This is a genomic window from Pseudomonas cremoricolorata DSM 17059 = NBRC 16634 (genome assembly GCF_000425745.1).
Lineage (GTDB): Bacteria > Pseudomonadota > Gammaproteobacteria > Pseudomonadales > Pseudomonadaceae > Aquipseudomonas > Aquipseudomonas cremoricolorata.
Genome location: NZ_KE384442.1, coordinates 438,459 through 456,931, shown reverse-complemented (window position 1 = coordinate 456,931; position 18,473 = coordinate 438,459). Strand labels below are relative to the sequence as shown.

Below are 18,473 nucleotides of genomic sequence, written 5' to 3'. Positions count from 1 at the left end.
GATGCGGCCGCTGGCATCGAGGCGCGTGTGGATATGCTGGTGCAGGCGCTCGTCCTGGTAGGTGAGCAGGTCAGAGAGCACCTGCACGCCCTGATGGCTGTGCTCGTAATGCAGCGCGATACACGCGCCGCCGCGCTGGCGGATGGCCCAGAGGCGGAAGCGATCACCGACCTGCTCGTAACATTCTTCGAGCCGGTAGCCCCGGGCCAGTGACAGCGTGCGCTCGCCGGTGCGCACCAGGACGATGTCCTCGACCGGGTCATGGTGGAACTTGCCCACCTTGGGCAGCGGGTAGTCATGGCTGCGGCCATCGGCGGCCTGGTGGCGCAGGGTGTTTTCGATGCCTTGGAAGAATACGGTGAAGGGGGTGATCCAGCGCGCGCCCAGCGGGCCGTCGTCCAGGGCCGCCTGGCTGGAGCGGTAGTTGCGGCTCCAGGTCACGGGAAACGGCCCTGGCAGGGCGAAGTCGGTATGCACCAGTTGCTCGGAGCCGCGGGCAAAGCTGATCGAGTGGCAGGTGCCTGAACAGGCGCCGTTCTTGGCAGCGCCTGGGTCCTGCCGCGCCGGGCGCTGCCTGCCGATGGCGCCCAGTTGCTGCTGGCGGGTGACGTGCCTGACCTGCTTGGTGCCGGTCGGTGGAATGTTGATCGAGAGGTGGGTGCGCTTGTGCTTGGCTGCCTGCGCCAGCATGGACAACAAGTGGCCAATGCTGTGCGGGATGTCTGCGTTGGCCAGCCTGCGCAGGTTCGGCGCCACCTCGGTCGCCAGTCGGCGCAGGCGCTGGGCATAGGTCAGGCCTAGGGCCCGGGTAGACGCCGGAAGCAGTGTGGACAGGCGATTGAGGCTGGCCACGGTGGCCACTTCCAGCGGCAGCGTCGCGTGTCTGACCAGGGTGTCGAGCAGGGACGCGTGCTCGTCCTGGATCGCCGGGCTGGGCTGCAACTGCCCGCTCAGAAAATCTTCGATACCGCCTGCGAGCGCCAGGATGATCGCCGTGCCGCTCTGCGCGCAGTCTTCGAGCAACCCGGGCAGGCGCGCCTGGGCCTGGGTGACGAAGTTCTCGAGCTCGCCAAGGATCGTGGCGTTCATGTGCCCGGCCAGCACGGTGACCAGGGCATTGCCAAGAGGCGCCCTGGGGTTGGCCTTGAGTTGCTGGCGGACCAGGTGCAGGGTGGGCCTCAAGCTCTTGCGGGCAAAGGCCAGGGCCGGCGGGATGGGGATGATGCCGATCAGGTTGATGGCCAGGCTGACCCAATCGAGCGGGTCGCTCTGCTCGCTCTCGGCCAGGGCGATGATGTCGCTGACGGCATCCACCGCCGCCATGATGTTGTTGGCGATGAGGACGTATTCGGCGGCCTGCTTGAGCGTGGCCAGGGTCAGGTGGTTGTCGCTCAGTTGCCGCAACCAGAGGTCGACGTTGTTGGCGGCCTCGGTGATGTCTTCGAGGGCGATGTCGGTGATGGGGGCGATGGCGGTTTCGGCGGCGCGCGGGGCTGGCGTCATGTCGGCCTCGCCTCAACCGGGGTGCTGAAGGTGAAGCGCACGTCCTGCGCGTTGCTCATGGGGGCCTCCGGCTGCGGGGTCGTTCGGCTAGGTGCGTGCGCTGGCATCCCTGACGAAGGCGTCGAGGGGCGCGCAAAAGACCATACCGAGGAACCGCTTCCGCAGGATTCAGACGCCGTCTGAGTGAGCTGTGGGAAGTTTCCTTTCTTGCAGATTTAGGGTTTTTTCAGGCAACACAGCACTCGCCACGTCAAGCAACGCGGCGGCGATCGAAGAGGAGTTGGCTGGATGGGTGCTGCGGGTGAGTGGTGCCTGGGCGACCCGCACAGGTCGCCCAGTGCGCCTCAGTGATTGACCGTATGCGCCAACATCACCGACAGCTGGCACATCGGCCGGCCGCTTTCGGCGTGCCACTGGTTGAAGGCTTCCTGCACCGCAGCCAGATCGCGCTGGCTGGTCGGCGCCTTGTCGATGACCTTCTGCGCGATCAACGCCGCTGAGGTGTCCTGGGTCGGCACAAAGGTGTCCTTGCCCACCATGCGCAGGAAGCGCGGCGCCGATAACCCGCCCAACTGGTTACCGTGCTTGGTCAGGTACTTCCACAGGTTGACGATATCGGTCACCGGCCAGTCGGCGATGAAGGCGCCAACGCTGCCGTGGCTCTTCTCTATATCCAGCAGCATCTGTGCGTTGCGTGACACGCTCTTGAGCTTGCCCAAGTGGCGGATGATACGGGTGTCCTGCATCAGTCGCTCGAGATGCTCGGCGCTCATCAGCACCACTTTTTCCGGATCGAAACCGAAAAACACCTGTTCGAAAGCCGGCCACTTGGCGTCGACCAGGCTGTGCTTCAAACCTGCGCGAAACACGCGCAACGCCAGTGTCGACAGGTAGCGGTCGATTGGCATGGCGCGCAGTTGCGCAGGCGTGCGCGGTTGCGGCAATTGCGCTTCGAGGGCCTTGGCCGAACCGAAACGGTTCAGGCAGAACTCATGCAGCCAGCGATAGTCGCGCATCGGTCAGAGGTTCACGACATCGAGAAAGCGCGGTGTGGCGCTCTGGTCGATGCTCAGGCTGGTGAAGTCGAACAGGCTGCGGTCGGCCAGTTGCGAGGGGGCGACATTCTGCATCGCGCGAAAAATGCTTTCGCTGCGGCCGGGGTGCTTGCGCTCCCAGTCGGTCAGCATGTCCTTGACCACCTGGCGCTGCAGGTTTTCCTGCGAGCCACAGAGGTTGCACGGGATGATCGGGAACTGCTTCATGTCCGAATAGGCCTGGATATCCTTCTCGTTGCAGTAGGCCAGCGGGCGGATCACCACGTTGCGGCCATCGTCGGCACGCAGCTTGGGCGGCATGCCCTTGAGCGCGCCGTTGAAGAACATGTTGAGGAAGAAGGTCTCGACGATATCGTCGCGGTGGTGACCGAGGGCCATCTTGGTCGCGCCGATTTCGTCGGCGAAGGTGTACAGCGTGCCGCGACGCAGGCGCGAGCACAGCGAACAGGTGGTCTTGCCTTCGGGGATCAGTTCCTTGACCACCGAGTAGGTGTCTTTTTCGACGATGTGATACTCGACGCCCAGCGCTTCGAGGTAGGCCGGCAGCACATGCTCGGGAAAGCCTGGCTGCTTCTGGTCCATGTTCACCGCGACGATGTCGAATTTGATCGGTGCCACCTTTTGCAGGTGCATCAGCACGTCGAGCATGGTGTAGCTGTCCTTGCCACCGGACAGGCAGACCATGACCTTGTCGCCCTCTTCGATCATGTTGAAGTCGGTGATCGCTTCGCCGGCGAGACGACGCAGGCGTTTTTGCAGTTTGTTCTGGTTGACCGAGAGGGTGCCCATAGCGCTTGAATCCGCGAGGTGTGACAAAAGCCGGCTAGTTTACCGGCAAAGCCTGCCGAGGCGTAGCCCATCCGACAAAGACTGCAAGGGAATCGTTTCGCCGCGGCACAGCGCGATTTGCTCTAAACAGCGCCGTTCGTGGTGGGATCGGCTTTCTATACTGCGATGTATGGCCACCCTGCCCCTGCGGCATCCTGGCCGCCGGCCACAGGTGCGCCGCCCAGGCCACCTGCCCATGAGCAGAGGAGGCACCGGCATGATTCATCACGTTCTGGGGTTGTTCACCCATCCTGACCAGGAGTGGAAGCACATCCGCGGTGAGGACGAGTCCATCAGCCACATGTACCTCACGCACACCTTGATCCTGGCCGCGCTTCCCGCCATCTCGGCGTTCATCGGCACCACCCAGTTCGGCTGGGTGATCGGCGGGCGGGCGGCGGTGATGCTGACGGTACCGAGCGCGCTCTGGATGAGCGTGATGTCGTATATCGCCATGCTGCTCGGGGTGGCGATCATGGGTGCGTTCATTCACTGGATGGCGCGCACCTACGACGCCACGCCGTCCATGGCGCGGTGCATCGCCTTCGCCACCTACACCGCCACGCCGCTGTTCATCGGCGGGTTGGCGGCGCTGTATCCGCATGTCTGGCTGGGCCTGCTGATCGGCATCGCGGCGGTTGCCTACACGGTGTATCTGCTGTACGTCGGCCTGCCGACGTTCATGGGCATTCCGGACGATGAAGGGTTTCTGTTTTCGAGTTCCGTTTTGGCAGTCGGACTGGTAGTGCTGGTGGCGATCATGGCTGCCACGGTGGTGATTTGGGGCATGGGTGTGGGCCCGATGTACATCAGCTAGGCGCGTGCTGACCAATGGTTTCGGCGCAGGCTTCGAGCGTACGGCATAATGCCCGGCCAGGAGACCCGCCACCCCATGCCCGAGCTGCTCAGACAACGGGTGGAAGCTTGCTATGCGCAGGCCGAAGCCTTTTTCAAACGGCCCTTCACGCGACCCGAAGTCAGCTTCAAGCTGCGCGGGCAGAAGGCCGGCGTTGCCCATCTGTACGACAACCTGCTGCGTTTCAATCTGCAGCTGTACCAGGCCAACCGCGAAGACTTCCTGCGCCAGACCGTGCCGCACGAAGTGGCGCACCTGGTTGCCCATCAGCTGTTCGGGGCTGGCATCCAGGCCCACGGCGAGGAATGGCAACTGATCATGCGCGGGGTCTACGAACTGCCGCCGCTGCGCTGCCACAGCTATGCGGTGCAGCGCCGTGAGGTGACCCGCTATATCTACCGCTGCCCCTGTCCGGACAGCGACTTCCCTTTCACCGCGCAGCGTCACACGCTGGTTCGCCAGGGCCGCCGCTACCTGTGCAAGCGTTGTCGGCAAGTGCTGAAATACAGCGGTCAGACCCGTCGCGAGTAAGGCGCAAGCCGCCCTGACGCCCCGCCATCCGCGCGCCGCACAAACGAAAAAGCCTGTCCAAAGACAGGCTTTTTCTTACCGCGACTGCGAACTTAGCGAGCCGGACCTTCGGCAACGCCCAGGTCGTCGGTCGGACGGGTGTCTTCCAGCGGCGCGCCACCGGAAGCCAGCTCGGACTGCAGCTTGTTCTCGTCCAGCTCCTTGACCCACTTGGCCACGACCACGGTGGCCACTGCGTTACCGACCAGGTTGGTCAGGGCGCGGGCTTCGGACATGAAGCGGTCGATGCCGAGGATCAGCGCCAGACCGGCAACCGGCAGGTGGCCGACAGCCGACAGGGTCGCGGCGAGGACGATGAAGCCGGAACCGGTGACCCCTGCAGCACCTTTGGAAGCCACCAGCAGCACCAGCAACAGGGTGATCTGGTGGGTGATGTCCATGGTGGTGTCAGTGGCCTGAGCGATGAACACCGCAGCCATGGTCAGGTAGATCGAGGTGCCGTCGAGGTTGAACGAGTAACCGGTCGGGATGACCAGGCCAACCACCGACTTCTTCGCGCCCAGACGCTCCATCTTCGCCAGCATGCGCGGCAGGGCCGACTCCGACGAGGAAGTACCCAGTACGATCATCAGCTCTTCACGGATGTAGCGAATCAGCTTGAGTACGCTGAAGCCGTGGGCGCGGCAGATACCACCGAGCACCACCAGCACGAACAGCAGGCAGGTGACGTAGAAGCAGGCCATCAGGTAGCCCAGTTGCACCAGCGAGCCAACACCGTACTGGCCGATGGTGAAGGCCATGGCACCGAAGGCACCGACCGGGGCCAGCTTCATGATCATGTTGATGATGTTGAACATGACATGGGCGAAGCGATCGATCAGGTCGAGCACTGGCTTGCCATAGCTGCCCAGGCGATGCAGGGCGAAGCCGAAGATCACCGAGAACATCAGCACTTGCAGGATGTCGCCGTTGGCGAAGGCGCCGACCACGGTGTTGGGGATGATGTTGAGCAGGAAGCCGACGGTGGTCTGCTGCGCGCCGGCGGCGGCATAGGCGGCCACGCTGCTGGCATTCAGGGTGCTGACGTCGATGTGCATGCCCGCGCCGGGCTTGACCACGTTGACCACGACCAGGCCGATGATCAGGGCGATGGTGGACACGATTTCGAAGTACAGCAGCGCATAGCCGCCGGTCTTGCCGACCGACTTCATGCTTTGCATGCCGGCGATACCGCTGACCACGGTGCAGAAGATGATGGGCGCGATGACCATCTTGATCAGTTTGACGAAGCCGTCGCCCAACGGTTTGAGGGCAACACCGGTTTCAGGATAGAAGTGACCGAGCAGGATACCGATGGTGATGGCGACCAACACCTGGATATACAGGGACTTGTACAGCGGCTGACGTTTCGTCATGGCTTGAATTTCCTCGAGTGTGCCGGCTTCACCCTTCCCAGGGCGATGGGGCACCTGAATCGCTAACCCTCCTGCACATGGAGGGATTTGTCGTTGTGTTCGAGCTGCGTGGCGCAGGCCTCTGCAAGCTGATTAGCAAGGGCAATGCCAAGATGCCCAGGCACGGTGCAAAGCGTGCATTCATGCGGGCTCGATGCGCTGCAATGGCGCAGAAAGCGCCTACAGACATGGCGGAATTCCGCCCGGTGGCGGGAATTGAACAGGGGCGGTGGCGGGAATCCGCCCGCGCCGACCTCAGTCGAGGGCGAAGACCACGCGAAACGCCGCCCCGCCCAGCGGCGAATCATCCAGATGCAGCTGCGCGTCGTAGCTGTCGACGATGTCCTTGACCACCGCCAGACCGATGCCTTGCCCGGGATGCTGGCGATCCAGGCGCTCACCGCGCTGGAGGATGCGCTGACGCTGATCGGGCGGTATGCCCAGGCCGTCGTCTTCGATGCACAACTGCAGTTGTCCCGGACCGCCTCGCAAACTCACGCGGACCTGTTCCAGGCACAACCGATAGGCATTTTCCAGCAGGTTGCCGAGCAGCTCGAGCAAGGCGCCCTGCTCCATTGGCACCAGGGCCCGCTCAGGCACGTCGAAGCTGACCTGCACCCGCTTGTCGCGGTAGACCTTGGCCAGGGTGTTGCACAGGCTTTCGAGCAGCGGCGTCAGCTCGACTTGATGGCGCACCAGACCACTCTTGCGCAGGCTGGCGCGCTGCAACTGGTAGTCGATCTGCTGGCTCATGCGCTCGATCTGGCTTTGCAGGATGCGCGCCTGCTCGCGCTGATCGCCGCCCTTGCCCATGCTCTCGCCCACGCCCTGCAGTACCGCCAGCGGGGTCTTGAGGCTATGCGCCAGGTCATCCAGCGAATCGCGGTAGCGCTGGCGCTGTTCACGCTCACCCTGCAGCAGACGGTTCAGCGAGCCGGTCAGGCGCAGCAGCTCGCGCGGGTGCTCACGGCTCAGCCCTTCACGGGCGCCGGACTCGACCTGGTCCAGCTCGCGGCTGAGGTGGCGCAACGAGCGCAGGCCCCAGGTCAGGCCCGCCCAGAGCAGCACCAATAACGCCAGCAGGGCGGCGCCGAAGCCCAGGTAGAGTTTTTCCCGCAGGCCGTCGAGGGTGTGCTGATACTCACGCACCGGTTGCAACGCGACGATGCTGTATGCCGCAGTCTTGCCACCGAGCAGTTTGATTTCCACGTCGTAGACGAAGAATTCCTCGCCATCACTCTGCCGAGCACGGGCGAATTCGTTACCACGGCCGTCGTAACGCGGGCGGTAATCGATGTGCTGGTCACGGGTGGCGCGCGAACGCCAGACCAACGTCCCTTCGCGGTCGAAGATGTACCCGAGCAGGCCGCTTTCGGGCAAATTGAAGCGCTCGTCGGGCAGCAGCGCGGGCATCTTCAGTTGCCCGCGCTCGACCCGAGCGGCGGAGATCAGCGTGGTCACATCCGAAGCCAGGCGTTGCTCGATGGACTCCTGCAAGGCCAGGCTGAAGGCCTTTTGCAACGCCGGCAGCAGCGCCAGCATGAACAGCACCGCCAGCACTGCGGCGGCCAGCATCAGCCGTACGCGCAGCGAGCGAATCACCGGCAGCGCTCGTTGAACAGGTAACCCAGGCCGCGCACGGTATCGATGGGTTTGAACCCGCCAGCCGCCTCGAGCTTGCGGCGCAGGCGGCCGACCAGCACTTCGATGACGTTCGGGTCGCGCTCGTCATCGTCGGCATACAGCTGCTCCATCAGCCGCTCCTTGGCGACCACCTGCTGATGATGGCGCATGAGGTATTCCAGGATGCGGTATTCATAAGCGGTGAGCGCCAGCGGTTGCTGGTCGAGGCTGGCCTGTTTGCGATTGATGTCGAGCAGCAGTGGACCGGCTTCGATGGTCGACTGAATGAAACCGCTGGAGCGGCGCAACAAGGCGTTGAGCCTGGCTTCGAGCTCCTCGAACTGGAACGGCTTGACCACGTAATCGTCGGCCCCGGCCGCCAGGCCTTCGACCTTGTCCTGCCAGTTGCCACGGGCAGTGAGAATCAGGATCGGGAAAGTCTTGCCCTGGCGGCGCAGCTCGCCGATCAATTCCAGGCCGCTCATGCCGGGCAGACCGAGATCGATCACCGCCAGGTCGTAGCTGAACTCGCCAGCCTGATACAACGCCTCTTCGGCGTTGGCCACGGCCTGCACCACATGGCCGCTCTCGCCCAGGCGCGTGAGGAGGTGATGACGCAACAGCGCTTCGTCCTCGACCACCAGCAGTTTCATGCATCTCTCCTCGAAGGCTGCGCCGGCGTTGGTGCGGCGGCCGGCACAGGATATCAGCCGAACGCGACCCTAGAAGCGGTAGTTGGCCGACAGATAAGTCTGCGCGCTGCTGGTCAGGCGCAGGGCGCCGGCCTTGGGTTCGCCATGGGGCGAGACTTCCACGCTGGCATTGCTGCGCAGGTAACGGTAGCCCAGCTCCACCGAGGCGTTGTCGGTGACTTGCTGAATCACCCCGCCCTGCAGGCCGACCGCGTAGCCGTAGTCGGTATCGCGGCTGACGCCGGAAGACTCCTGGGTCAGCTTGGTCATGCCCAGGCTGGCACCGCCGAACAGCTTGGTGGTGTCACCGACCGGGTAGAACAGGTCGTAGCTGCCCAGCAGGTTTTCCTGGCGCAGCTTGAGGCCGCTGTGATCACCCGAGACATTGTCGTAGGTCATGTAGTAGCGAGCCTGGTCGTTGATCTGACCCAGACGCACCCCCCAGGTGCCATCCTTGCCGATGATGCCGTCGGTGTTGAGGTTCTCGGTATTGCGCTGCAGCAGGCCGGACTTGCGAACCTTGTCGCTTGTCTGGCCATAGGTGAGGCTGGCGAAGGTGTCGTCGGCCTGGGCGGAAGTGGCCAGGCCAGCGGCGCAGACAGCCATGGCGGCGAGCAGACTGTTGAGTGTTTTCATGGGTAGGTACTCCAGTTTGGATGCGCTGAGTGTCTCTGCGGGCTAGAGTAGTGAGCGGCGCCTGAACCGCCGCTGAACCCTGGCTGAACCTGGGCTGAACGAACCTGACCTTGACCTTGATAGGGAGTACCGACCATGCGCGTTGCGCTTGCCGTGGCATTGATGTGCAGCGCTGCCTTCACCCAGGCAGCGGTGCAGACCCGCGAAATTCCTTATCAGGACGCCGACGGCAATCGCCTGATCGGCTACTACGCCTACGACGATGCGCTTACCGGCAAACGCCCAGGCGTGGTGGTGGTGCATGAATGGTGGGGCCTGGACAACTACGCCAAGCGCCGCGCCCGTGACCTTGCCGCCCTGGGCTACAACGCGCTGGCCATCGACATGTACGGCGACGGCAAGCACACCGAACACCCGGCCGACGCCCAGGCCTTCATGGCCCAGGCGATGAAAGACCCCGCCGCGGCCGCACGGCGCTTCGATGCCGGGCTCGACCTGCTGAAGATTCAACCCGGCACCGACAAGCATCGCCTCGGCGCCATCGGTTACTGCTTCGGTGGCAAGGTGGTGCTCGACGCCGCCCGGCGCGGCGCCAGGCTCGATGGCGTGGTCAGCTTCCATGGTGCACTGGTCACCCAGACTCCTGCGCAGCCCGGTGCGGTCAGGGCCAAGATTCTCGTCGAACATGGCGCCGACGACAGTATGGTGACGCCGCAACAGGTGGCCGACTTCAAGCAGGAAATGCAAAACGCCAACGCCAGCTTCGAGTTCGTCAGCCTGCCCGGTGCCAAGCACGGCTTCAGCAACCCGGATGCCGACCGCCTTGGCCACGGCGAGCACGGCGGGCCGGACATTGGTTACAACAAGGCTGCCGATGAGCGCTCATGGGCCGACATGCAACGCTTCTTCAAGCAGGTGTTTCAGCAATGACCCAGGCTGACCGGGCGCTTTTCTCTACGCCCGGTCGCTCCGCGCTGCCGGCAGTGCCGCTCGCCTGGCGACCGCTGCGCACCCTGGTTTTCGTCACCTCTTGAGCATTTAGGATTTTTCCTACTTTTCCAGGCGCCGCTTCCTACCCGCCACCCTGCGTGCCTTTTCTAGACTCCTCTCCCGACAGGTAGCGCTTCCTCTGAAGGCCACCTGCAGCCTCTCACCCCTCACCTTGCCGCCATCGGATGGCGCGGGCACAGGTGGCCGTCGTCCGCTGCGCAGGAGACAGAGCATGACCGAATCACCCAGCGCTCAGACCTGTGTGCGCCCGAGCCAGGCGACAGGCGCCGAGACTCGCGCATCGTGCGCACTGAGCATTCTCGCCGGCAATTCCCGCGTGTTTCGCGACGCGCAGGGCGTCATCTCCGTTCAACCGCAGTTGCACGCGTTCGACGCTGCCCTGCGCCTGGCGTGCGCACATCTCGCTCGGTACCAAGAGTCACCGCGACTCTCGGTCGCCTTCGACCACTGCGGCATCTTCCGCCTGCAGTTTCTCGATGAGGGCTTGTCGAACGCGCAAAAACGCAGGCCACGGCTGAGCCAGCTGCACCCAGTGATCCGGGACATCTTTCAACCGATCGCCGACCACCATGGCATCGCCCTGAGCGACATCTGGGCCATCCACGAAGACTCCGCACGCCAGCACCTGAGCCACACCCTGGCCAGCCGCGACCTGCCCGAAGCCTTGCTGCGCAAAGTGCTGGTGGCCGCCGACCACGACACCGCCAAACTGAGCTGCGCGGCCATCACCAAGGAGTATTTCGAGCGCGCGCTGGGCGGTCCGGCAGCCGGCGACGCGCAGCTTGAAGTGTTCTTCGAGGAAGACGCCTGGTCGGCGCGACTGGCCTACGTACGCGGCCTGCAACTCAGCCACCTGCTTGGCGTCAACGCCACCATCCGCTTGAACCTGGTCAGCGCCTGCGGCGAGGTGCACTGCGGCGAAGCCATAGCCCCGCGCGGCTGAAACTCCCGCGTACTCGCTGCACTGCGGATAAGGAAACCCAATGCAACACTCACCCCGACCCAGCTATTTCGACAACAGTGCCACCACTGCACTCGACCCTGCGGTGCTGCAGGCAATGATGCCTTACCTCACCGGTTGCTACGGCAATGCAGCCAGCAGCAGCCACGTATTCGGCTGGGAGGCGCGCCGCGCGGTCGAGCGCGCCCGAGCAGTCCTGGCCCTGGCGATCAATGCCGGCCAACCCAGCGATATCGTCTTCACCTCAGGTGCCACCGAGGCCATCAACCAGGCCATCACCTGCCTGTTGCCATACCAAACCGAAGGCGCGGGGCATGTGATCCCCTCGCAGATCGAGCACAAGGCAGTGCTCGGCGCCTGCGCCAGGCTGGCCGAGCGCGGTGTGCACATCACCTACCTGGCGCCTGACTGCCACGGCCACATCAGCCCGGACACCCTGCGCCAAGCCATCCGTGCCGACACCTATCTGGTGTCGATCATGGCGGCCAACAACGAGACCGGCACCGTGCAGAACATCGATGCCATCGGCGCGCTGTGCCAGGCACACGGCATCGTGCTGCACACCGATGCCACCCAGATATTCGGCAAGCTGCCGTTTGACGTGCAGCGCAGCAACGTCAGCATGGCCTCGATCTCGGCGCACAAACTGTATGGACCCAAGGGCGTCGGCGCGCTCTATCTCAACCGCAGCGATCCGCGCCTGAACCTGCGCCCCTTAGTGGTGGGCGGCGGGCACGAGCAAGGGCTTCGCTCTGGCACGCTGAATGTCCCGGGCATCGTCGGCTTCGCCCGTGCTGCCGAACTGGCCCTGCACGGCATGGCCGAGGAACGCACACGGTTGCGCCAGATGCGCGACAGCCTGCGCGACAGCCTGCTCCAGGCGCTACCCGACACCCAACTCAACGGCCATGCTGCCGAGTGTCTGCCGGGACTGCTCAATGTGTGTTTCGCCGGTATCGATGCCGGGTCGTTGATGCTGGAAATGCCGGATTTTGCGCTTTCGGCCGGCTCGGCCTGTTCCTCGGCACGGCAAACCCCTTCCCATGTGCTGCGAGCGATGGGCCGCAGCGACGAGCAGATCCAGGCGAGCGTTAGAATCGGCATCGGGCGATTCAATACTCAGCCTGAGGTCGACGCCCTGGCCCAGCGCCTGATCACCACCGTATGCCTGCTGCGCTCGATGGCCCCGCCGGCCCTCCCGACGCCAACCACTCCCCCAGCTCCGTGAGCCCGGCCTGCCAGCATGCGAACACTCCCCACACCGCTTATCTTCATTGGCACCCTGCTAACGGCTTCAGGCTATGGCGCCACGTTCCTCATCGCCGCGTGGTTTGACAGCCAGGGTGCCAGTGAGCTGCTGGCGGGGCGGACCTTGGGCATGGCGCTGTTCGGCACCCTGCTGGGCGTTCCACTGGTCGGCTGGTTCGCCGGCAAGGTCGACGCTGCGCGCCTGGCCGCCTGTGGCGCATTGGTCATCGCCGGTGGATACGCCGTATTCACAGCCCTGCCGCACGCCAGCTCGCTACTGCCAAGCCTCGCTTGCGCACTGATCGGTCTGGGCTGGGGCATGTTCTACCTTGGCGCGCCCATGGCATTGTCAGAACGCATCGATGACCACCAGCGCGGTCCGGTCTTCACCCGTTTCAGCGCCTTCCAGATGAGCGGGATTTGCGGCGGACCTGTGCTGCTGGCATTGGCCATGGCGCACAGCTCAATGTCGCTAAACAGCGTGTTTCTTGGCGTATCGATCATCGCCCTGCTCGCCAGCCTATTGCTGACCTGCTTCGCTCACAGGTCGCCACAGCCCAGCACCGCCGCAGCGCTGCGACCTTGGTTGCGCAGCATCAGCCGCCTGTCGCGCACGGTAGCCATCCGCCCGATCATCATGGCCGGGCTCGGCGGCGCAGTGTTTTCAGGAATGATGGCGTTTCAAAGCTCCCTGACCACAGGCACCACCAGCCAGCCCAGCACCTTCTTCGCCATCCACGCCCTCACCGCAGTGATCACGCGCCTGCTGCTGGCCAAACACCTGTCGAGCTGGCCGCGAACACCCCTGATGACGACGTTGCTGCTGTGCCTGATGGGCGGCCTGCTGTGCTTGCTAGGCCTGCCCGTACACGCAGGCTTTCACATCGCCGCAGCCGCCCTCACCGGCGCAGGCTATGGCCTGCTGTATCCGGTCATCCAGACCTGGGCGGTCAATGCCTCGCACCCTGGCGACCGCCACGGCGCCCTGACGTGGTTCGTGCTGGCCTACTTCATCGGCATCTTCGGCTTCCCGCCACTGGGCGGCTGGTTGCTGGTCACGGTGGGCAAGACGGGGTTCGTCTATGCCCTGGCGCTGCTGGCGGCACTGGAGTTGGGGCTCGGCCTGATGCGGAATGAAAGCCACCACGGGCCGTGCTGAGCATTCGGCTGTGGAATGAGCCTGGGACGCTTCGCCCCACCCCGACAAGAAAACAGACCGGGTGTCGAATCAATCCCCCTCGATTTGGTCACAGCAACAATTCTGGGATGGAAAGAAGCGCCTCATGTCCACACGCTCGACATTCTGTTTGCTGCTGTTACCGATGTTCGCAGGCTGCCAGTACCTTCCGCACACCGATTACTTTGTCGCTCCAGCCAATGAGCCGAATCCGGCCTGGATTCGTATCGTCAACTTCACCCAACATGCGGCGATCTACCAATTGGCAGACGGTGTAAAGACGGGTGGTGTTGTCCGCACCGGACCTCTCCCATTTATCCATACCCAAGACATCGGAATGCCCAAAGCGGGGCAGAATCTGACTTGGGACTACTACGAATCAACGATTCGGCCGGGCCTCGAGACGAGCGTCTATATGGCGTGGGAGGGCTCGCGCACCAGAACGTGTTTCGTCACCGCGACATTCACTCCAGAAGCCGGACGCTATTATCAGTTTCGCCTGACGTCAGGTTCCACTGGCACGTGCACGCTATACCCCACCCTGATCGAGCGTGACGAAACCAGCGCAAAGTGGCGTCTGGTCCCCAACAAGGAGGTGACCTACAAATACCGCGGACCGACTGCCAAGACCTTCTACACCAACAGCCAATTCGAAGATCCTAACTACCAACCAGCGCCCGAGCTCTATCCCGGAGTGGACGTCAATTAAGCGTAGGCGCTCTATGAATCCGCACCGATCTCGTATCGCCGTTGGCAGGCGTTCCAATACTTAGCGCAACCACGCATAGGGCCCATGGCCGTTGGCTTTAGCGGTTTCGATCAGGCTGCAAAGTTGGGCACTGACCGTCGCACCCTTGGGCACGCCACTAAGCAGCGAGTTCTCTCTTCCGATCACAAACGGGCGGATCGCGCGTTCAGCGGCATTGTTGTCCTGCAGCAGGTAGCCGTCCTCGACGTATCGCTCCAGCCTGCTACGGCCTGATGGGGTAAGCATATGCCCCAATCCAAACCTCTGAAACGACGAAGCCCCCGAAAACATCAACGTTTTCGGGGGCTTCGGCTACTTCGCGTATGGCGGAGAGATAGGGATTTGAACCCTAGGTACTGTTGCCAGTACAACGGATTTCGAATCCGTCCCGTTCGACCACTCCGGCATCTCTCCAGTGGCGCGCATGATACCAGCGTTTTCTCAGAAGGCAAACCTTTTGTTGAAAAAACTCACGTGGTATCAGGCGCTTGCGTGCCAGTGCAGGTTACAGCGGCACGCCGAGGCGCTTGGCGACTTCTTCGTAGGCTTCGATGACGTCGCCCAGACCCTGGCGGAAGCGGTCCTTGTCCATTTTCTTGCGGGTTTCCTTGTCCCACAGGCGGCAGCCGTCGGGGCTGAATTCGTCGCCCAGCACGATCTGCCCGTGGAATACGCCGAACTCGAGCTTGAAGTCGACCAGCAGCAAGCCCGCGTCGTCGAACAGCTTGTTCAGCACTTCGTTGACCTTGAGCGACAGTTTCTTCATCTCGACCAGTTGCTCGGCGGTGCCCCAGCCGAACGCGACCACGTGGGATTCGTTGATGAACGGATCACCCTTCTCGTCGTTCTTGAGGAACAGCTCGAAGGTGGACGGCTCGAGCTTGATGCCCTCTTCCACGCCCAGGCGCTTGACCAGGCTGCCAGCAGCGTAGTTGCGCACCACGCACTCGACCGGAATCATGTCGAGCTTCTTGACCAGGCATTCGTTGTCGCCCAGCAGCTTGTCGAACTGGGTCGGCACGCCGGCTTCTTCGAGCTTCTGCATGATGAAGGCGTTGAACTTGTTGTTCACCATGCCTTTACGGTCCAGCTGTTCGATGCGCTTGCCGTCGAATGCCGAGGTGTCGTTGCGGAACAGCAGGATCAAGCGGTCGGCGTCGTCGGTCTGGTAAACCGATTTGGCCTTGCCGCGGTACAGTTCGTCGCGTTTTTCCATGATGGGCTCCGCTTGCAGTGTGGGTGGGCTAGGCGATGTGGCGCCAGTCGAGCCCAGTATCCTGGTTGGCCACCTGGAGCCAGTCTGGGTCGCACCCAAGGGTGTCGACGAAGCACTGGCGGGCCAGATGTGGCAGGTTGTTCTTGCTGCTGAGGTGGGCCAGCACCAGGTGCTGCAAAGTATTCCAGCCCAGCTCGGCCACCAGGCTGGCGGCCTGGTGGTTGTTCAAATGGCCCTGATTACCGCCGACCCGCAGCTTGAGAAAACGCGGGTAATGGCCTCGGGCGAGCAGATCGCGGCAGTGATTGGCTTCGATCAACAGTGCATCGAGATCGCGGTAGCGCTCCAGCAGCCGGGCGTCGTAGCTGCCCAGGTCGGTAAGCATGCCGAAGCGTCGGCTGCCGTCGCTGATCACGTACTGCAACGGCTCGAGTGCATCGTGTTCGACGCGGGCGGCACTGACCTGCAGGCTACCGATACCCAGCGTGGTGCCGCACTCGAGAAACCCAGCGACCTCCACCGGCTTGCGCATGCCGCGCAAGGTGCCCTGACTGAGGTACACCGGCACATTGTAGCGCCGCGCCAGCAACCCTACGCCATGCACATGATCGGCGTGTTCATGGGTGACCAGCACTGCGCTGAGGTCACTGGCCGATACGCCGAGCAGCGCCAGGCGCCGCTCGGTTTCACGCAACGAGAACCCGCAATCGACCAGGATGAACGTGTCACCGCTGGCGATCAGCGTGCCGTTTCCCTGGCTACCGCTTCCCAATACCGCGAAGCGCACTTAACCCAGGTGGTCCTGGATGAGGCTCAGCACGCGGCGCGCGACATCTGCCGGGGCGACGGTGTTGATGTTCTTCTCGACCGTGACCTGTACGTTCTCACCGACCTTGCTCAGGCGTACCTGATAGCGCTCGGCACGGGCTTCACGCTCCTGCTCGGTCGGCTTGCTGCCGAACATGCGGCCGAAGAAGCCAGGCTCGCTCTGCTTGCTTTCAGGTTTTTCCGACAGGTTGATGTAGTACAGGCCCAGGCTGCGGTTGATGTCCTCGACGCGCCATTGACCCTGCTCGAGCGCACGACCGACACCCGACCAGGCACGATCCAGATCGGAACCCATGTAAAGCACCGGGTTGCCGCTGCCGTCTTCGCTCAGGCTGACCCGGCTTGGGGTATCGAAGTCGCGTTCGGCGAGCAGCGAGACCGAACCGCCCTTCTCGGCGCTGCGGTTCATGCTGGCGAGCATTTCATCGACCAGCAGGGCATCGACGCCGGCGTTGCGCGAGGTGGAGGGGAATGCCGGGTCGGCGGTGCTGCCAGCCGGACGTTCGACGCTGACGATATACACCTCACTGGTGTTGCGCTGCACGCCAGGTTCCATGCGCACGCGCACGCGAACTTCGCTGTCGCCGCTGCTGGCCGAGCTGGCCAGGCGCTGGCCGAGCGAGGCGGACAGTTCGTCGAAACGCTGCCAGGTGGTGTTGAATTCGCCGGTCTGCGGACGCTCTTCAGCGATACGGAAGCCGTTGTCTTCGAAGAACTGGCGGGCCACCGGCCAGACTTCGGCGGGCGAGTGCTGGGCCAGCACCCAACGGCTGCTGCCGCTGCGTTGCAGGCTGTAGTCGGCGGTGTCGGCAGCGGCGTTGAGCGGCTGCGGACGTGGCACTTCGAATTCGCCACTGACGTTGTCGTCGGCGACGTTACGCGGAATCGGCAACAGCGGATCGAGACGCTTGACGTGGGTGGCGTCCTGCGGAACCTGCATGGGCGCAGTGGTCTGCGCCTGCAGGTAGTCGCTGCCGCGATCACGGAAATAACCTTCGTCGCCCCACAACCAGCCACAACCGCTGGTGCTGGAGATGATCAATGCCAGGGCGGATAAACCTGCCAGTCGCTTCATGCGGTGTACTTCCTCGATTAAACCAGTACGCCGGACTGGCGCAAGGCAGTACGGACTCGTTCGTGACAGCCTTCGCTCAGCCAGGTCAGGGGCAGGCGAATGCCTTGCTGCATCAGGCCCATCTCCACCAATGCCCATTTCACCGGGATCGGGTTGGCCTCGCAGAACAGATTCTTGTGCAGCGGCATGAGCGCGTCGTTGATCGCGCGGGCCTTTTCGGCATCGCCGGCAAGGGCGGCTTCGCACAGGTCGGCCATTTCGCGCGGGGCGACGTTGGCGGTGACGGAAATATTGCCTTTGCCGCCCAGCAGGATCAGTTCGACCGCCGTCGGATCATCGCCGGACAGGACCAGGAACTCTTTGTCGACGCCATCGATGATGGCCTTGGCCCGGTCGAGGTCGCCGGTGGCTTCCTTGATACCGATGATGTTGGGGATGGTCGACAGACGGATCACGGTGTCGGCCTGCATGTCGCAGGAGGTGCGACCGGGCACGTTGTAGAGGATCTGCGGGATGTCGACCGACTCTGCGATGAGTTTGAAGTGCTGGTACAGGCCTTCCTGGGTAGGGCGGTTGTAGTACGGCACCACCAGCAGGCAGGCATCGGCTCCGGCGCTTTTGGCATTCTGCGTGAGGTGCACCGCCTCGGCGGTAGAGTTGGCGCCGGTACCGGCGATGACCGGGATGCGCCGAGCGCTGCGCTTGACCCGCTCGACCACATGCTTGATGACCAGGATGTGCTCTTCGACGTCGAGCGTGGCGGATTCGCCGGTGGTGCCGACCGCGACGATGGCGTGGGTGCCTTTTTCCAGGTGGAAATCGACCAGTTTGTCGAGGCTGAGCCAGTCGACGCGCCCTTGTGCATCCATGGGCGTGACCAATGCCACCATACTGCCCGAGATCATTAAGCTGCTCCTGCCGGAAAAAGAGAGCGGTAATGGTACTGGCGCCATCGACCTTGCACAAGCGAAGCTGGCGGGTGGAGCATTCCCCTGCAGCCCGGATTTCGCTACCCTTCCTCCTTTGCTCGG

18 protein-coding genes, 1 tRNA gene and 1 pseudogene are annotated in these 18,473 nt (G+C 63.3%); 7 read left to right on the top strand and 13 right to left on the bottom strand.

What is annotated here, in order from left to right; genetic code table 11:
• The 3 genes from H618_RS0121025 to ttcA all read right to left on the bottom strand — a co-directional run.
• The coding region (locus H618_RS0121025; protein WP_028696934.1) for a DUF6531 domain-containing protein at positions 1-1,503 on the bottom strand (1,503 nt) is incomplete at its 3' end.
• Positions 1,504-1,847: 344 nt separating this feature from the next.
• Positions 1,848-2,519 carry a DNA-3-methyladenine glycosylase I gene (locus H618_RS0121020; protein WP_028696933.1) on the bottom strand — a complete coding sequence of 224 codons (672 nt, stop codon included), beginning with the start codon at positions 2,517-2,519 and terminating at the stop codon, positions 1,848-1,850.
• A gap of 3 nt (positions 2,520-2,522) precedes the next feature.
• A complete protein-coding gene (gene ttcA, locus H618_RS0121015; RefSeq protein ID WP_028696932.1) occupies positions 2,523-3,347 on the bottom strand; it encodes a tRNA 2-thiocytidine(32) synthetase TtcA in 825 nt (274 codons plus the stop codon).
• A gap of 256 nt (positions 3,348-3,603) precedes the next feature.
• Between ttcA and H618_RS0121010 the strand changes: the two genes are divergently transcribed.
• Positions 3,604-4,203, top strand: a complete 600-nt coding sequence (locus H618_RS0121010; protein WP_028696931.1) for a Yip1 family protein — start codon at positions 3,604-3,606, stop codon at positions 4,201-4,203.
• Positions 4,204-4,278: 75 nt separating this feature from the next.
• The gene (locus H618_RS0121005) at positions 4,279-4,773 is read left to right on the top strand and encodes a SprT family zinc-dependent metalloprotease (protein ID WP_028696930.1); all 495 of its coding nucleotides are present in this window, start codon (positions 4,279-4,281) and stop codon (positions 4,771-4,773) included.
• A 92-nt stretch (positions 4,774-4,865) separates the two neighbouring features.
• On the opposite strand, the gene H618_RS0121000 is transcribed toward H618_RS0121005, so the two are convergent.
• The 4 genes from H618_RS0121000 to H618_RS0120985 all read right to left on the bottom strand — a co-directional run bounded on the left by H618_RS0121000 (position 4,866) and on the right by H618_RS0120985 (position 9,178).
• Positions 4,866-6,188, bottom strand: coding sequence for a dicarboxylate/amino acid:cation symporter (locus H618_RS0121000; RefSeq protein ID WP_028696929.1), 1,323 nt, complete (start codon positions 6,186-6,188; stop codon positions 4,866-4,868).
• 294 nt (positions 6,189-6,482) lie between these two features.
• Positions 6,483-7,829, bottom strand: coding sequence for an ATP-binding protein (locus H618_RS0120995; protein WP_028696928.1), 1,347 nt, complete (start codon positions 7,827-7,829; stop codon positions 6,483-6,485).
• Entirely contained in the window at positions 7,826-8,503 is a 678-nt protein-coding gene (locus tag H618_RS0120990; RefSeq protein WP_028696927.1) for a response regulator transcription factor, read from the bottom strand. Before H618_RS0120990 ends, H618_RS0120995 begins: the two co-directional genes overlap by 4 nt.
• Positions 8,504-8,572: 69 nt before the next feature.
• Positions 8,573-9,178 (bottom strand): outer membrane protein, encoded by a 606-nt coding sequence (locus H618_RS0120985; RefSeq protein WP_028696926.1) that lies wholly within the window; start codon positions 9,176-9,178, stop codon positions 8,573-8,575.
• A 135-nt stretch (positions 9,179-9,313) separates the two neighbouring features.
• Between H618_RS0120985 and H618_RS0120980 the strand changes: the two genes are divergently transcribed.
• From H618_RS0120980 to H618_RS0120960, 5 genes are all read left to right on the top strand, one after another.
• The gene (locus H618_RS0120980) at positions 9,314-10,108 is read left to right on the top strand and encodes a dienelactone hydrolase family protein (RefSeq protein ID WP_028696925.1); all 795 of its coding nucleotides are present in this window, start codon (positions 9,314-9,316) and stop codon (positions 10,106-10,108) included.
• Positions 10,109-10,400: 292 nt separating this feature from the next.
• The gene (locus tag H618_RS0120975) at positions 10,401-11,132 is read left to right on the top strand and encodes a hypothetical protein (RefSeq protein ID WP_211232374.1); all 732 of its coding nucleotides are present in this window, start codon (positions 10,401-10,403) and stop codon (positions 11,130-11,132) included.
• 40 nt (positions 11,133-11,172) lie between these two features.
• Positions 11,173-12,378, top strand: a complete 1,206-nt coding sequence (locus tag H618_RS0120970) for a cysteine desulfurase family protein (RefSeq protein ID WP_028696923.1) — start codon at positions 11,173-11,175, stop codon at positions 12,376-12,378.
• Positions 12,379-12,393: 15 nt separating this feature from the next.
• Positions 12,394-13,557, top strand: coding sequence for an MFS transporter (locus H618_RS0120965; protein ID WP_028696922.1), 1,164 nt, complete (start codon positions 12,394-12,396; stop codon positions 13,555-13,557).
• Positions 13,558-13,681: 124 nt separating this feature from the next.
• Positions 13,682-14,284 carry a hypothetical protein gene (locus H618_RS0120960; protein WP_028696921.1) on the top strand — a complete coding sequence of 201 codons (603 nt, stop codon included), beginning with the start codon at positions 13,682-13,684 and terminating at the stop codon, positions 14,282-14,284.
• 63 nt (positions 14,285-14,347) lie between these two features.
• On the opposite strand, the pseudogene H618_RS0120955 reads toward H618_RS0120960, so the two are convergent.
• The 6 genes and pseudogenes from H618_RS0120955 to dapA all read right to left on the bottom strand — a co-directional run.
• Positions 14,348-14,548 (bottom strand): annotated as a pseudogene (locus H618_RS0120955) (IS66 family transposase); the annotation flags it as partial.
• Between the two features lie 99 nt (positions 14,549-14,647).
• Positions 14,648-14,737: transfer RNA gene (locus tag H618_RS0120950), tRNA-Ser, on the bottom strand.
• A gap of 91 nt (positions 14,738-14,828) precedes the next feature.
• Complete coding sequence (gene purC / locus H618_RS0120945; protein WP_028696919.1) at positions 14,829-15,539, bottom strand: phosphoribosylaminoimidazolesuccinocarboxamide synthase; 711 nt, start codon at positions 15,537-15,539, stop codon at positions 14,829-14,831.
• 28 nt (positions 15,540-15,567) lie between these two features.
• The gene (locus H618_RS0120940) at positions 15,568-16,326 is read right to left on the bottom strand and encodes an MBL fold metallo-hydrolase (protein WP_028696918.1); all 759 of its coding nucleotides are present in this window, start codon (positions 16,324-16,326) and stop codon (positions 15,568-15,570) included.
• Entirely contained in the window at positions 16,327-17,442 is a 1,116-nt protein-coding gene (bamC, locus tag H618_RS0120935) for an outer membrane protein assembly factor BamC (RefSeq protein WP_028696917.1), read from the bottom strand.
• A 17-nt stretch (positions 17,443-17,459) separates the two neighbouring features.
• On the bottom strand, positions 17,460-18,347 hold the full coding sequence (gene dapA, locus H618_RS0120930; RefSeq protein WP_028696916.1) for a 4-hydroxy-tetrahydrodipicolinate synthase: 888 nt from the start codon (positions 18,345-18,347) through the stop codon (positions 17,460-17,462).
• Between the last annotated feature and the right edge of the window lie 126 nt (positions 18,348-18,473).

Bases quoted from the DNA above. Each gene is read 5' to 3' on its own strand.
- H618_RS0121020 (WP_028696933.1), bottom strand. From the start codon at position 2,519: ATGCGCGACTATCGCTGGCTGCATGAGTTCTGCCTGAACCGTTTCGGT.
- ttcA (WP_028696932.1), bottom strand. From the start codon at position 3,347: ATGGGCACCCTCTCGGTCAACCAGAACAAACTGCAAAAACGCCTGCGT.
- H618_RS0121010 (WP_028696931.1), top strand. From the start codon at position 3,604: ATGATTCATCACGTTCTGGGGTTGTTCACCCATCCTGACCAGGAGTGG.
- H618_RS0121005 (WP_028696930.1), top strand. From the start codon at position 4,279: ATGCCCGAGCTGCTCAGACAACGGGTGGAAGCTTGCTATGCGCAGGCC.
- H618_RS0121000 (WP_028696929.1), bottom strand. From the start codon at position 6,188: ATGACGAAACGTCAGCCGCTGTACAAGTCCCTGTATATCCAGGTGTTG.
- H618_RS0120990 (WP_028696927.1), bottom strand. From the start codon at position 8,503: ATGAAACTGCTGGTGGTCGAGGACGAAGCGCTGTTGCGTCATCACCTC.
- H618_RS0120985 (WP_028696926.1), bottom strand. From the start codon at position 9,178: ATGAAAACACTCAACAGTCTGCTCGCCGCCATGGCTGTCTGCGCCGCT.
- H618_RS0120980 (WP_028696925.1), top strand. From the start codon at position 9,314: ATGCGCGTTGCGCTTGCCGTGGCATTGATGTGCAGCGCTGCCTTCACC.
- H618_RS0120975 (WP_211232374.1), top strand. From the start codon at position 10,401: ATGACCGAATCACCCAGCGCTCAGACCTGTGTGCGCCCGAGCCAGGCG.
- H618_RS0120970 (WP_028696923.1), top strand. From the start codon at position 11,173: ATGCAACACTCACCCCGACCCAGCTATTTCGACAACAGTGCCACCACT.
- H618_RS0120965 (WP_028696922.1), top strand. From the start codon at position 12,394: ATGCGAACACTCCCCACACCGCTTATCTTCATTGGCACCCTGCTAACG.
- H618_RS0120960 (WP_028696921.1), top strand. From the start codon at position 13,682: ATGTCCACACGCTCGACATTCTGTTTGCTGCTGTTACCGATGTTCGCA.
- purC (WP_028696919.1), bottom strand. From the start codon at position 15,539: ATGGAAAAACGCGACGAACTGTACCGCGGCAAGGCCAAATCGGTTTAC.
- bamC (WP_028696917.1), bottom strand. From the start codon at position 17,442: ATGAAGCGACTGGCAGGTTTATCCGCCCTGGCATTGATCATCTCCAGC.
- dapA (WP_028696916.1), bottom strand. From the start codon at position 18,347: ATGATCTCGGGCAGTATGGTGGCATTGGTCACGCCCATGGATGCACAA.